General features: G+C 68.7%; 10 protein-coding genes. 6 read left to right on the forward strand and 4 right to left on the reverse strand.

Translation table 11 applies throughout. The features are described 5' to 3' along the window. Positions 1–23 precede the first annotated feature (23 nt). The 4 genes from NWF22_RS12815 to trmB form a co-directional block, all read right to left on the reverse strand. Positions 24–1,370 carry an MFS transporter gene (locus NWF22_RS12815; protein WP_160902046.1) on the reverse strand — a complete coding sequence of 449 codons (1,347 nt, stop codon included), beginning with the start codon at positions 1,368–1,370 and terminating at the stop codon, positions 24–26. Positions 1,371–1,528: 158 nt separating this feature from the next. Further along, entirely contained in the window at positions 1,529–4,654 is a 3,126-nt protein-coding gene (locus NWF22_RS12820; protein ID WP_160902047.1) for an MMPL family transporter, read from the reverse strand. A gap of 119 nt (positions 4,655–4,773) precedes the next feature. Then, a complete protein-coding gene (locus NWF22_RS12825; RefSeq protein WP_202398475.1) occupies positions 4,774–5,517 on the reverse strand; it encodes an NYN domain-containing protein in 744 nt (247 codons plus the stop codon). Continuing rightward, the gene (gene trmB, locus NWF22_RS12830; RefSeq protein WP_160902048.1) at positions 5,514–6,293 is read right to left on the reverse strand and encodes a tRNA (guanosine(46)-N7)-methyltransferase TrmB; all 780 of its coding nucleotides are present in this window, start codon (positions 6,291–6,293) and stop codon (positions 5,514–5,516) included. The genes NWF22_RS12825 and trmB overlap by 4 nt, the downstream gene beginning before the upstream one ends. Before the next feature lie 102 nt (positions 6,294–6,395). On the opposite strand from trmB, the gene NWF22_RS12835 reads away from it, so the two are divergent. The 6 genes from NWF22_RS12835 to NWF22_RS12860 all read left to right on the forward strand — a co-directional run bounded on the left by NWF22_RS12835 (position 6,396) and on the right by NWF22_RS12860 (position 13,566). Then, the gene (locus NWF22_RS12835) at positions 6,396–7,250 is read left to right on the forward strand and encodes a hypothetical protein (protein WP_160902049.1); all 855 of its coding nucleotides are present in this window, start codon (positions 6,396–6,398) and stop codon (positions 7,248–7,250) included. After that, positions 7,247–8,725 (forward strand): GTPase domain-containing protein, encoded by a 1,479-nt coding sequence (locus tag NWF22_RS12840; protein ID WP_160902050.1) that lies wholly within the window; start codon positions 7,247–7,249, stop codon positions 8,723–8,725. Before NWF22_RS12835 ends, NWF22_RS12840 begins: the two co-directional genes overlap by 4 nt. A gap of 193 nt (positions 8,726–8,918) precedes the next feature. Further along, positions 8,919–9,317: a DUF6802 family protein gene (locus NWF22_RS12845; protein ID WP_160902051.1), complete on the forward strand. Its 399-nt coding sequence runs from the start codon at positions 8,919–8,921 to the stop codon at positions 9,315–9,317. A gap of 165 nt (positions 9,318–9,482) precedes the next feature. Then, positions 9,483–11,309 carry a phosphoenolpyruvate carboxykinase (GTP) gene (locus NWF22_RS12850; RefSeq protein ID WP_160902052.1) on the forward strand — a complete coding sequence of 609 codons (1,827 nt, stop codon included), beginning with the start codon at positions 9,483–9,485 and terminating at the stop codon, positions 11,307–11,309. A 260-nt stretch (positions 11,310–11,569) separates the two neighbouring features. Then, the gene (locus tag NWF22_RS12855) at positions 11,570–12,583 is read left to right on the forward strand and encodes an esterase-like activity of phytase family protein (RefSeq protein ID WP_160902053.1); all 1,014 of its coding nucleotides are present in this window, start codon (positions 11,570–11,572) and stop codon (positions 12,581–12,583) included. Between the two features lie 107 nt (positions 12,584–12,690). After that, positions 12,691–13,566, forward strand: coding sequence for an ABC transporter ATP-binding protein (locus NWF22_RS12860; RefSeq protein ID WP_160902054.1), 876 nt, complete (start codon positions 12,691–12,693; stop codon positions 13,564–13,566). Positions 13,567–13,570: the final 4 nt, after the last annotated feature.

The following is a 13,570-nucleotide window of genomic DNA, read 5'->3' on the forward strand; positions in this document are numbered from 1 at the left end:
CCAGGGCGGCTGGGCCGCGATCCTTATTCGGCGGCGGCCAGCTGTGTTTCCGTGACCGGCTTGGCGACCTCGCGCCGGTCGTGGGGTACCAGCATCGTCGCGGCGGCGCCGGCCAGCGCGATGCCGGCGAAGATGTAGAACGCCGAGCTGGAGGAGACTCCGGCTCCGATCAGCAGTCCGCCGATCACCGGACCGACGATGCCGCCGAGCCGTCCGAAGCCGGCGCACCACGCCACGCCGGCGGCGCGGGCCGAGGTCGGGTAGAAATTCGACACGTAGCCGTAGATCAGGACCTGGGTGCCGATGGTGCCCGTACCGGCAACGGCGACCGCGGCCAGCAGCACCGGCAGTGGGAAGCCGAGGGTCAGGCACACCAGGGCGAAGGTCGCCAGGCAGAACGAGGTCGCCACGATGCGTTGCGGTCCGCGGCGGTCGGCGAGTCGCGCCGCGATCAGTCCGCCGACGATGGCGCCGCCGTTGAGGACCAGCAGGAATGACAACGACCCCTTGGCGTCGAACCCGGCCGACTCCATGATCTGGGGCAGCCATGTGTTGAGTCCGTAGGTGAGCAGCAGGCCGGCGAAGCTCATGGTTCCGAGCAACAGGGTGGGGACCAGGAAGCGACGCGACGCGAGCGCGGCGAAGCCGACCTTCTCGACCTGCTGGGCGCGGTCACCGGCGGGTTGCGGGGCGAGATCCACCGGGATACCGGTGCGGTTGCCGATGGCCTGTGCCTCGTCGACACGACCCCGCGACACCAGCCATTGCGGCGACTCGGGCATCTTCAGCCACGCCAGGGGCAGCAGGGTCACCAAGGGCAGCGCGCCGACCCAGAACAAACCGCGCCAGCCGATGTGATCGGCGAGCAGTAACGCCATCACTGCCGCCACCACGCCGCCGAACGGGACACCGCTGTAGACGATGGCGTTGAACAGGTTGCGTTTGGAGGTGGGTGCGAATTCCGCGACCAGGGCGCCGACGGTGGCGACCAGACCGCCGATGCCGATTCCGGTGAGGCACCGCAGGATGCCGAAGGTGGCCACATTCGGCGCGAGCGCCGTGGCGCCCATGCCGATGGAGAACCACACGATGTTCATCAGCATCATTCGACGCCGGCCGACCCGGTCGCCGAAGGACCCGGCGATGAATGCGCCGATCATCATGCCGATCAGGGCGTAGGAGCCGAGCGCGCCGGCGGTGCCGGGGCTCAGTTCCCCCAGCTGTGACGGGTCGTCGAGCAGGGTGGGCAGGACGGTGCCGTAGACGACGAGGTCGTATCCGTCGAAGACGATGGCGATCGCCGCCAGGGTCACCACCCAGAGCACGCTTCTGCGGTGCTCCGGGTTCGTCCAGGTGGTGGGTGCATTCATGGGCTGCCTCCGAGATTGGTGTGCTGGGAGACAATCCTGCGGCCATGTGCGATCAATCACATCAGGGCAATGGCCAGTCCTGACCCGGGGTGCATTTGATAACGCTGCGCGTGCGATTGATCACCGCCATCGCATCGGTGCAGCAGCACCGCAGGAACTCAGCTCTCGGAGCGGCTGTTCTCCGACCGACTGCGGCGAAGCAGTTCCTGCACGCTGATCTGTGCGCCGTCACCCTCGTTGTCGGAGCGGGCGTGGCGATCCGTCGCACGGCGACGCCCCTCGCCGCCATCGGCCGGATCGGGTGGTGCCGAGCGCCCCGGACTCTGCTGATCTGCGGTCAACGACGGGGTTCCGTTGCTGAGACCGCGATCCATCGGGGAGTCCGCCGAGCGCTGCGACCGTGACGTGCGGCGTTGCGCTTCGGGGCTCAGCGATGCAGCCAACGGGCGCTTGCCGGTGCTGTCGAGCGCCGGACGCCGGCCGAGTGCCGAATCGGCCGGCGGACCGCCTGCAGGGCGCGCCGGCGCGGCGGGCGGCGCCGGCGGTGTGGCGGGTCGTGGCGGTTGTGGCGGCGCGGGCGGTGTCGCCGGCTCGGACATCGCCGCCTGCGGTGACACAGCTCCGGCGGGCGCGGATGCTGCGGGCTCGTCGTTGCCGAGACGGATACCGCCGGCGCCCAGGCTCCAGCCGCCGGTGTCCGGACCGTTCGAGCGAGACCGTCCCGCCCGGGAAAAGGTGGGCGTGACACGCGCGGGTGCCGATTCCACCGGCGCCTGCGGCAGCCGGCCACCCGGCGCCGGCTGCGGTGCAGCGGTGTTCGGGGAACGTCGAGGTGGCTGACGATCCGGCGCCGGCCGGGGTGCCGTACGAGCGGGGCCGCGGGTCGCCGTCCCGGTCGCGGCGGCAGCCGGAACCCCGATGTCGCCGCGGGCGGAACGCGGGGCCGCGCGCATCGTGGAGGTGGGTGCCTCGGCGACGATGGTGCCGGCCGAGCGGACCCGGGCGGCGGCCGCCTGATCGCGCATCTCGTCGGGCTCGTCGTCGAGGACCGTCTCGCCGAGGCCGATCTTCTGCTGCATCACCCGCATCCAGCGCGGCGCCCACCAGCAGTCGTCGCCGAGCATCTTCATCACCGACGGCACCAGCAGCATGCGGATGATCGTGGCGTCGAGGATCAGCGCGGCGATCATGCCGTAGGCGATGTACTTCATCATCACGATCTCGGACAGGCCGAACGCGCCGGTGACCACCACCAGGATCGCTGCGGCCGCGGTGATGATGCGGCCGGTGTAGGCGGTACCCACCCGGACGGCCTCGGTGGTGGTCGCGCCCTTCTGCCTCGCTTCGACCATGCGCGACAACAGGAATATCTCGTAGTCGGTGGACAGGCCGAAGATGATCGCGATGATCAGCACCAGCACCGCGGCGAACAGCGGGCCCGGCGTGAAGTTGGCCAGCGCGGCGCCGTGGCCGTCGACGAAGACGAAGGTCAGGATGCCCAGCGTCGCGCCGAGACCCAACGCGGTCATCAGCGCCGCCTTGATCGGCAGCACCAGCGAGCCGAACGCCAGGAACATCAGGAATCCGGTCACCAGCACCAGCAGCACGGCCATGATCGGCAATCGCGACATCAGCGCATCGATCGAATCCTGGGTCAGTGTCGGGGTGCCGGCCACCCACATCGTGAGGCCCTGGGTGTCGATGGCACGCAGATCCTCGATGGCCGGCGCGGCGGTGGTGCGGTCGACCAGGCCGGCCGACATCTGGATGATCTGCGGGCCGTTGTCACCGTATTGGCCGGTGAGCGCGCCGCCGTCGGACGACGGGCTGAAGTCCTTGGTGAAGCCGGGGATCTGATTGGCCTCGTCGGCGATCTGCTGGATCTTCGCGCCGCTCGCGCTGTCGTTCGGATCGTAGGCCACGACCAGCTTGATCTCTTCGGTCCGCTCGGTGGGGAAGTACTCGTCGAAGTTCTCCTGCGCGACCCGATTCGGATTGTCCGGCGGCAGGTAGGCCTCGCTGATGCCGCCGAACTTGATCCCGCCGAACGGGATGGTCAACACCAACAGCAGCAGCACCGTGGGGACCGCGGTGGCCACCGGATGCTGCATCACCCAGCCGGCCAGACGACCCCAGAAGCCGTTCTCGACTTCTTCCTTGGTCTTGGTGCGGCGCAGGAACGGCAGGCCCAGCGCGTCGATGCGCGGGCCGAGGATGGCGAGAATCGCCGGCAGCACGGTGATCGACAGGATCGCGGCCAGCGACACCGACGCGATGGCGCCGTACGCGACCGACTTGAGGAACCCCTGCGGCATGATCAGCAGACACGCCAGGGCCGCGACGATGATGGTGGCCGAGAACACCACCGTCTGGCCCGAGGTCATGACGGTTCTGCGGACGGCGGCCTTGGTGGAGTACCCCTCGGCGAGTTCCTCGCGGAAACGGCTGACGATGAACAGGCCGTAGTCGATGGCGATGCCGAGGCCGATCAGCGTGACCACCGATTGGGCGAAGATGTTCAGCTCGGTGACCTGGGCGAGGATCTTCATGATGCCGAGCGACCCGGCGATGGTGAGACCGCCGATGAGCACCGGCAGACACGCCGCGATCACCCCGCCGAAGATGAAGAACAGCATGATGGCCACCAACGGCAGGGCGATCACCTCGGCGCGGTGGATGTCCTTGTCCATGCCGTCGGCCATGCTGCCCGCCACCGGTTGCAGCCCGGCGAGTTCGAAGTCGGTGCCCTCGAGATTGAATCTGGCGCCGATGTCGTCGAAGAACGGTTCGATGACCTGATAGTTGTTGAGGACGGTGGTGTCGTCGTCGCCCGTGACGCCGATGCTGATGAACGCGTGCCGGCCGTCGTCGGTGAACGTCCGTTCCCGGATGGTGGCCTGGGCGGCCTGCGATGTCGCCGTCTGATCGCGCAGGTAGAACGGGTCGATGATGCCCGGATCCTCGCGGTTGACGATGTCGCCGTGCTGGGCGATGAGGTCGTCGACGAAGTTCTCCACCTTCGCGCCGAATTCGGGGTCGTCGACGGTGGTGCCCTCGGGCGGAGTGATCAGCAGGATGACATCGGAACGGTGATCGCGGCCGAGCGCGGTGTCAGCGACCACCGATCCCTTGACCGACTCCGACGTCGGGTCGAACCACCCGCTCTGGCTGAGGTACTTGCCGAGGTCGAGGCCGTAGAGACCGAGACCGCCCATCAGGGCGATCAGGATCGCGATCACGGCGAAGCGCATTCGAAAGACGAATGTGCCGATGGCTCCGAACACGCCTCGTTCCTTTCTCGGTCGTGCCTGGCCGGACGTCTACCGGCGGAAGTTCTACAGGCGGGATTGTGGCAAGCGGTCCTGAGGGATCCCTGAGTCGGCCGCGGCGACCACGGCCGTGATCAGTGCAGCAGCGCTTGCAGCGGCCGGAACGGTGTGAGCCACGCCCCATCGTCGGGCAACGAGTCGAGGCCGATGCGCGGCAACGGCTCGCGGAACACCGCCGGGATGTCCTCCAGGTCGACGAACTCCAACTCCTCGGTGGTCAGGGCCCAGCTGGCATGCTCGCGGAACCCGATCACCGTGACCGGGATGCCGTCGGCGGCCACCTCGAGCAGCGGCTCCCGAAACGCCTGGCCGTCGGCCGAGGCAACGATGAGCCCAGCTAGTCCCACAGTGTGCCTGCGAAGTGCGATGTGGTCGAGCATGTCGCTGTCCACATCGCTGTCGTCGGCGAGTTTGGGCTTCGCGAACACCGCATAGCCGACGTTGCGCAGCGCATCGACCCAGGGCCGCACGACGTCGGCGCTGCCCGGGACGATGTTGGTGAACACGGTCGCCTCGGGCTCGACCGTCGTCGCGGCGTCTCGGGTGGCGGAGATGTCGGCGGTGCGTTGCAGCAGCCAGCGGCCCAACGCGTCGAACCGCGGGCGGTGGGCCGCGGTCGGGCGGCCACCGAGGATCGCGCCGAGTCCCATGTCCATGTTGGGTGCGTCCCAGACCAGCAGGACCCGGGGGGTGCCGCTCTGCCCGGAGATCGTATCGCCGAACCGGCTCGGCGCGGCCGTCTCCGACGACCCGGATTGTGGTGCTGACCCGGTGTTCCGCGATGGGGCGGGCTGGGTCGCGGTGACGTCGTCGCTCATGCTCCGCCGCTTTCGGTGGGTCGGGAAGTGGGTGGTTGGGGCCGAACATATACGAACTCGTTCACCTCGCGACCCTCTCGTTCGGCGCGCCCCTCGAATTTGGTGGTGGGACGGTCGAGCAGGATCGGTGCCCCGGTGGTCGCCTGGATGACGTGCGGGCGGTCGCGGCGCTGCGTCGCGAGGCGTTCGGCGATCCACTCCGCGTAGCCCGCATGATCGGTCGCGATGTGCAGCACTCCACCGGGCACCAGTCGGTCGGCCATCAACTCCAGCGTGCCGCTCTGGATGAGCCTGCGCTTGTGGTGGCGTGATTTCGGCCACGGATCGGGGAAGAACACCCGAATTCCGGTCAGCGACTCCGGACCCAGCAACTCGGTCAGCACCACCACCGCGTCGCCGCGCACCATCCGCACATTCGTCAGACCGCCGCGGTCGACGAGTCCCAGCAGCTGTGCGAGGCCCGGCTTGTAGACCTCCACCGCGAGGACGTCGACGTCGGGTTCCTCGGTCGCCATCGCCGCCGTCGAGATCCCCGTCCCGCTCCCGATCTCCAGCACGACCGGTGCGCTGCGGCCGAAGAACTGCGGCAGGTCCAGCGGCTCCTCGGGAACACGGTCGGCGCCGATCGCGAGGTCGCGGCCGAGCCGGGGCCACAGCTGCTCCCAGTTGCGTTGCTGACCCGTCGTCAGAGTGCCCCGACGGAATCGGAAACTGGTCACCCGCGGGTACAGACGTGACTGATCGACGCTCTCGCTCACCCGTCCATCGTTGCGCATCGGGTGCGCTGCCGAACAGTCGACACCGCTTCTGCCCCGGTCAGCGGCCAATCCCGCGCTCCGGACACCGCGCCGATCCGATATACCGATAGATTGCCAGCCATGGCGGTCGACCCGAGCACCATGCCTGCGCAGGCGCCCGCCCGGCTCGCCGAGTCCGGGCGGCTCGCCGACGTCGTCGCACCCGACTCACCCGCCCGTGCGGAACTCGCCGACGCCGCGCGCCGCTATGCACGGCCGCTGCAGATCCACGTGAGTGGTCGCGTCGGCAGCGGGCGGGCGACCTGTGTGCGTGCGCTCGGTGAGCGCCTCTCGGTGGCCGCATCCAGCGATCGTGATGATCGCGACGCCGATCTGTGGTTGCACGTCCTCACCGGCCCGCCGCGCGGCGCCGACACCGACATGCTGGCGCGGTTGCCGGCCGACCGGACGATCGTGGTGCTCAACAAGGCGGACACCCACCGCGATCGGTTTGTCGCCGCCGAGGTCGCCGGCCGCTGCGCGGAGCAGATCGACCGGACGGTGATCCCGGTGTCGGCTCTGCTGGCGTGTACGGCGGTCACCGATGCCGAGCTCGGTTTCCTCCGCGGTCTGGCACGAGCCGGGGAGATGATGCCCGCGATGGCCGGGGCCTTTCTCACGGCAGGCCCGGATGACGAACGGTCGCTGCGTGCCGCCGTGCTGCGGCGGATCGATCGGGCCGGCATCGAGGTGGCGCTCGATCTGCTCGCGGCCGACCCCGACGACGCAGTGGACGCCGCGATGCTCGACCGCGAACTGTGGCAGCGCAGCGGCATCGACGACGTGATCACGCCCATCCGTGAACGTGTCGGCGTGGTCCGGCGGTGGCGGCTGGCGGAGCTGCGTACCCGACTCGAGATCATCGCCGCACGAGGGCACGACCGTGACGCGGTGGAGCCGCTCCTGCGGCAACTCGCCGAGTCCGAGGCGGCATGATGGCCGTGCCGGGTGCCGCCGTCACCGATGTGGCGGCCGCGGTGGCCGAACTGACCGGCGTCGACCCCGCGCCGACCATCGGCGGAGGCACCGACATCGCGGTGTTCGGCATCGGCGGGACCGGGGTGTCGAGCCTGCTCGAGGCCTGTCGTCGCACCGAACCCGGTATCCGGATGGAGCGCGGCCGATGGGGGGCACGCGCCGACGACGCGGCGGTGGGCGCCGCCCTGCTGGTGGTCGACCCGACGTCGTCGGTGGGCGCCGAGGAACGCGCCGCGGCCGACGAACTGCGCCGACGGTTCGGGATCGTCGCGTTGGTCTGCACCAAGATCGACGCATTCTGGGAGTGGCCGCGCATCCTGCGGGCGCACCGCGCCACACTCGATCCGCGCGAGGAGCTACCGGTCTTCGCCGTGTCGTCGACCCTCGCGCTGGCCGGGACGGCGACGGAGTCGGGCGTCGACGGGCTGCTCGCATGGGCGGCCGACGAGGTGTCGGCCCCCGCCGACGAGCGTCGCGAACGCGCCCGGACCGGTGCCGCGCTGGCCGCGCTGGGGCAGCTGGAGGACGAGCTGGTTGCCGCCGGGGCGCGTCGAGACGACGACCCCGACGAGCTGGCCGCGCGCCGTCGGGCGGTGCTGGAGTCGCGGGACCGCGGGCGCGCCGACCGGCTGGTGGCGGTGCGCACCGGGCTCGCCCGGGCACGTAGCGAGACGTTCGCCGACATCGCCGGCGCCACCCGGGCGCTCGCCGCGGAGGCGACCGCCCGGTCGGCCGGGTTGTCCGCACGTGGCCGCGAGGACTTCGCCCGCTGGTTGACCGAGCAGACCGTGGCGCTGCGCGCCCGTGTCGACGAGGCCACCGACCAGCGTCTCGACGAGGTGGAGGCCGCTGCGCTGCTCGGCATCGATGCGGCCGCACCGCACCCCGGGCCTCTCGGCGCCGACGACGTCGGGCCGCCGTTCGACAGACCACTGCCCCCGCTCCGCCGCAGCGGCGAGGACCTGCTGGTCGTGCTCATCGGTGCGTCCAGCGGACTCGGGCTCGGCCGACTCATCGTCGCACCGATGGCCTCGGTGCAGACTCTGCAGTGGGTGAGCATGCCGCTGACGCTGGCACTGGGTGTCGTGGCCGCAGTGCTGGTCATCCGCGTCCGACGCTCTGCCGCGGTGCGGGCCGAGTTGCGCACCTGGAGCAGCGACGTGCTCACCGAGACGCGAGGGCGACTCGAGCACCGGGTCGGTACGCGGGTGGCCGCGGCCGAGTCACACCTGGTCAGTCAGGTCACCCGGTTCCACGAGCGTCGCGCCCGGCAGGCGACCGCCGACGTCGCGGTGATCGACGATCAACTGCGGGCACTGCGCTCCGGGGCCGCCCGGCAGCCCGCCCGTGATCGGCTCGCCCGGGTGCGGGCGCTGCGCACCGAGCTCATTCGCACCGCAGCGGGCCGGCGACCATCAGCCGAGCCCGGATAACCGGGGGTGGTCCTCCGCAGATCAGTTCGTCCGCTCGCAATCATCGGGGACTATGACGAGACCGGGCGGAGGAACCGGGGTGTCGATCGGGCCGTGTCGCCGTCGTCCCGGATCTCGATGGAACCGATCGGCCGCCTCGCGCGTCTTATCATCACGGTGGTGTGCGGACGCGGCATCGACGAGGGGAGTGCGGATGGACATGTCATTTCTGGGTGGTGACCCACTCGGCGACGAACCGTTCGACAGTCACGGGTCGGTGAGTCCGGACGGGATTGCCGCGACGGGCCGCCACGACGCCGGCGCCGTGTTCGAGCATCCGGACGCTTCGTCGGGACCCGAGGATCACCTGTGGATGCATTCCGACGGTCGAATCTGGGACCTCGGGCCGGCCGATGTCGACACCGATGACGACGGCGTGCCCGATTCGCTCACCCGCACCGGTGACGGCGGGCTCGCGGTGTACACCGACAGCGATCGCGACGGTCAGGTCGACAAGATCACCGAGGTCGACGGGGAAGGGGCATTCTCGTCTCGGGTGCTGGACCCCGGTAGCGGCACCTGGGTGGCCACCGACACGGGACGATTGGGCTGAACCGAACGCACGCCCGCGGATATGTCAATGATCGATGTCATGGTGTGGGATTTGCCGCATCTGGATCACCCCGGTACCTAGCGGGCGCTCGGTGAACGTATCCTGTGGTGACGACGACATCGCGACGGCTGTGCATCGCGCCGTCACCTCGGAGGAGAACCGACAATGACCTCAGCCACCATTCCAGGCCTGGATCCGAACACCGCCCCGACAAAACACGCCGGACTGCTGGCGTGGGTCGCCGAGGTAGCGGAACTGACGCAGCCGGAACGGGTGGTGTGGGCCGACGGAACTGACGAGGAGTGGCAGCGGCTGAGCGAGCAGCTCGTCGAAGCCGGCACGTTCGAGCGGCTCAACGACGACAAGAAGCCGAACTCCTTCCTGGCCAAGTCGGATCCCGCGGATGTCGCGCGCGTGGAATCGCGGACCTTCATCTGTTCGGCCGATCCCGCCGACGCCGGTCCCACCAACAACTGGGTCGACCCGGCCGAGATGCGCGCCACCATGACCGACCTCTACCGCGGCAGCATGCGGGGCCGCACGATGTTCGTCATCCCGTTCTGCATGGGGCCGCTGGGTTCGGACGACCCGAAGCTGGGCGTCGAGCTCACCGATTCCGAATACGTCGTGCTGTCGATGAAGATCATGACCCGAATGGGGCGTGAGGTGCTCGACGTCCTCGGTGACGACGGGTTCTTTGTCAAGTGTCTGCACTCGGTGGGTGCGCCGCTGGAGCCGGGGCAGGCCGACGTCCCCTGGCCCTGCAACTCCGAGAAGTACATCACCCACTTCCCGGAGACCCGCGAGATCTGGTCGTTCGGTTCCGGATACGGCGGCAACGCCCTGCTCGGCAAGAAGTGCTACGCGCTGCGCATCGCCTCGGTGATCGCGCGCGACGAGGGCTGGATGGCCGAACACATGCTGATCCTGAAACTGACCAGCCCGCAGGACAAGGTCTACTACGTCGCCGCCGCCTTCCCCAGCGCCTGCGGCAAGACCAACCTCGCGATGATTCAGCCCACCATCCCGGGCTGGAAGGCCGAGACCGTGGGTGACGACATCGCCTGGATGCGATTCGGTGACGACGGCCGCCTCTACGCGATCAACCCGGAGTTCGGCTTCTTCGGCGTCGCGCCCGGCACCAGCGACGACTCCAACCCCAACGCGATGCGCACCATCGAGCAGGGGAACACCATCTACACCAATGTCGCCGAGACCGACGACGGCGACATCTGGTGGGAGGGCATCGGTGGCGAGACCCCGGCCCACCTGACCGACTGGCTTGGTGAGGACTGGACACCGGAATCCGACCACAAGGCCGCGCACCCCAACTCGCGGTACTGCACACCCATCTCGCAGTGCCCGTCGCTGGCCGAGGAATGGGACGACCCGAAGGGTGTGCCGATCTCGGCGATCCTCTTCGGCGGTCGCCGCAAGACCACCGTGCCCCTGGTGACCGAGGCCCACGACTGGCAGACCGGTGTGTTCATGGGTGCCACCGTCGGCTCCGAGCAGACCGCTGCCGCCGAGGGCAAGGTGGGAACCGTGCGGCGCGACCCGATGGCCATGCTCCCGTTCATCGGCTACCACGTGGGCGACTACCTTCAGCACTGGCTCGACCTGGGCAAGAACGCCGACGCCACCAAGCTGCCAAAGGTGTTCTACGTCAACTGGTTCCGTCGCGGCGACGACAAGCGCTTCCTCTGGCCCGGGTTCGGCGAGAACAGCCGCGTGCTCAAGTGGATCATCGGTCGCATCGAGGGTGAGTCCGAAGGCGTCCAGACGCCCATCGGGGTCGTCGCCAAGCCCGAGGAGATCGACGTCAGCGGTCTCGATGTGTCCTCCGAGGATCTCGCCGAGGCGCTCGAGTTCAACGCCGACGAGTGGCGTCAGGAGATCCCGCTGATCGAGGAGCTGTTCGACTTCGTCGGCGACAAGCTCCCGAGCTCGCTGCGTGACGAGTTGGATCACCTGAAGCAGCGCTTGGCCTGACGCAACTTATCGCCCAGCGCAGGCCACCCTCCCAGCGCAAGCGACGGAGGCCGACCACCTTCGCGCCGAGAGAACCCCAAAAAGCGCCGAGAGAACCCAGAATTTCGTCGAGAGAATCCGGCTGCGTGAGTGGCTGGGTTCTCTCGACGCTTTTTGCGGTTCTCTCGGCCTCCGTGGGGTGAGTTGGGCGGTCGGGTTGCTAGGGGGGAGGGGCTCGGTGAGCGGGTCGGCGGCGGGTCCATGGGGTAGGGTGCCCTACCATGAGACTTCGCTTGTGGGGGGCGGCGCTCGTGTCCGCTTGTGCTGTAGGGCTTTCGACGATGACCGCGGGTGCGGTGGTCGCGGCGCCGCCGAGTGACGAACCGATTGCGCTGTATCGGGATTCGACGATCATCGGCGGTGTTCCGACCTTTGGTGGCATCTCCGGCCTGGACCGCACCGGAAATGGCACGTACGTGCTGATCTCGACCGATGTCGGCCGGTTCGGGCCTGCCCGAACCTACAACGCCACCATCCCGTTCACGTCGAACCTGGGCTTCACCGGCGGGGGACGCGTGACCGGTGGTGGCACGGTATTCGCTCCCTACAACCTGCCGATCCTTCCCGGTGGGGCGCAGTTCGAGGGCATTCGCCGGTTGGGCGGCGGCTATGTGGTGGCCAGCGGCGGTGCGAACCAGTTCGTTCGCGTCACCGGGCCGATCGGCAATCATGTCCGCGATCTGCCGCTGCCGTCGGCCTATCGGGTCACCGGCAAGTCCGGTCTGAACGGTCAGCGCGGGCTCACCGGAGTGGCGGTGTCGCCCGGTGATCGGATCAGTGCGATCACCGCGGGCGGCCTCAAACAGGATCGTCGCACGTCGGCACGATTGATCACCTGGGCGGGGCGCAACACATCGGAGTACGTCTACCGCACCGACGGCGACAAGGTCGCAGCCGACGTGCTGGCGGTGAACAACACCGACTATCTGGTGCTCGAACGCGGCAACGGCCGAGCGGCCCGCATCTACTGGACCACCACCCGCGGGGCCACTGCGGTGAGCGGCAAGAAGGAGCTGTCGGGCAAGGAGAAGGTGATGCCCAAGAAACGGGTCTTCTCGACTGCGCCATTGACCCGGCTCGCCACCGGCAACATGTCGGGATTGGCGTGGGGCAATTGGCTTCCGGCGACTCCGTCCAGGGGCTACCGCGCGCGCATCCTGTACATCGTGACCAACGACATGTTCGCCGGTCCGACGCGCGTACACGGCCTGGAGTTCCACCTGCCCATCCGCTGACGGCGCACACAATTTCGGGTGTCCGAATGACCTGGTGGCCCACCCCGAGTCCATCTCAGGGATATTCCTGATGGCCAACGGTCGGGAGATTTGGCACCGTTGAGGCCATGACATCGGCTCACACAGACGGTTCACCCATCGACACGCGCGCGGTCGCCGCCGGCGCGGCGGATCTGACGAAGGTCTACGGCACGGGTGACACCGTCGTCGAGGCCCTGCGCGGCGTCGACATCGAGTTCGCCGAGGGCGAGTTCACCGCGATCATGGGGCCGTCGGGCTCCGGCAAGTCCACCCTGATGCATTGCCTCGCCGGACTCGATGTGGCCACCGACGGCCGGGTTCACATCGGCGAGGTTGACCTGACCGGTCTCTCGGACAAGGCGATGACCGAGTTGCGGCGCGACCGGATCGGGTTCGTCTTCCAGTCGTTCAACCTCGTTCCCACGCTGAGCGCTCGCGAGAACATCACACTGCCGGTCGACATCGCCGGACGCGACATCGACCAGGAATGGTTCGACACGGTGATCGGGCGACTCGGGATCGCCGATCGGCTCGATCATCTGCCCAGCGAGTTGTCCGGCGGGCAGCAGCAACGCGTGGCGTGTGCCCGCGCGCTGGTCGGCAAGCCGGAGATCATCTTCGGCGACGAGCCGACCGGCAATCTCGACTCGCGATCCTCCGGTGAGGTGCTGTCGATTCTGCGCGCCGCGACCGACGAATTCGGCCAGACCGTGGTGATCGTCACCCACGATCCGCGGGCGGCCTCCTACGCCGATCGTGTGGTGTTCCTGGCGGACGGTCAGATCGTCCGCGAACTCGCGCGTCCATCGGCCGACGACGTGTTCGAGGTGATGAGGAATTTGGACGGCGCCGGGAGCGAAGCGAGCGGGCCGAATGTGTCCGGCGCCGGGAGCGAAGCGAGCGGGCCGAATTCAACCGGTCCCAGGCACGCCGCCGACGAGAACGCCTCCGAGGTGCGCTGAACTC

It is taken from the genome of Gordonia mangrovi, assembly GCF_024734075.1.
Taxonomy (GTDB): Bacteria; Actinomycetota; Actinomycetes; order Mycobacteriales; family Mycobacteriaceae; genus Gordonia; species Gordonia mangrovi.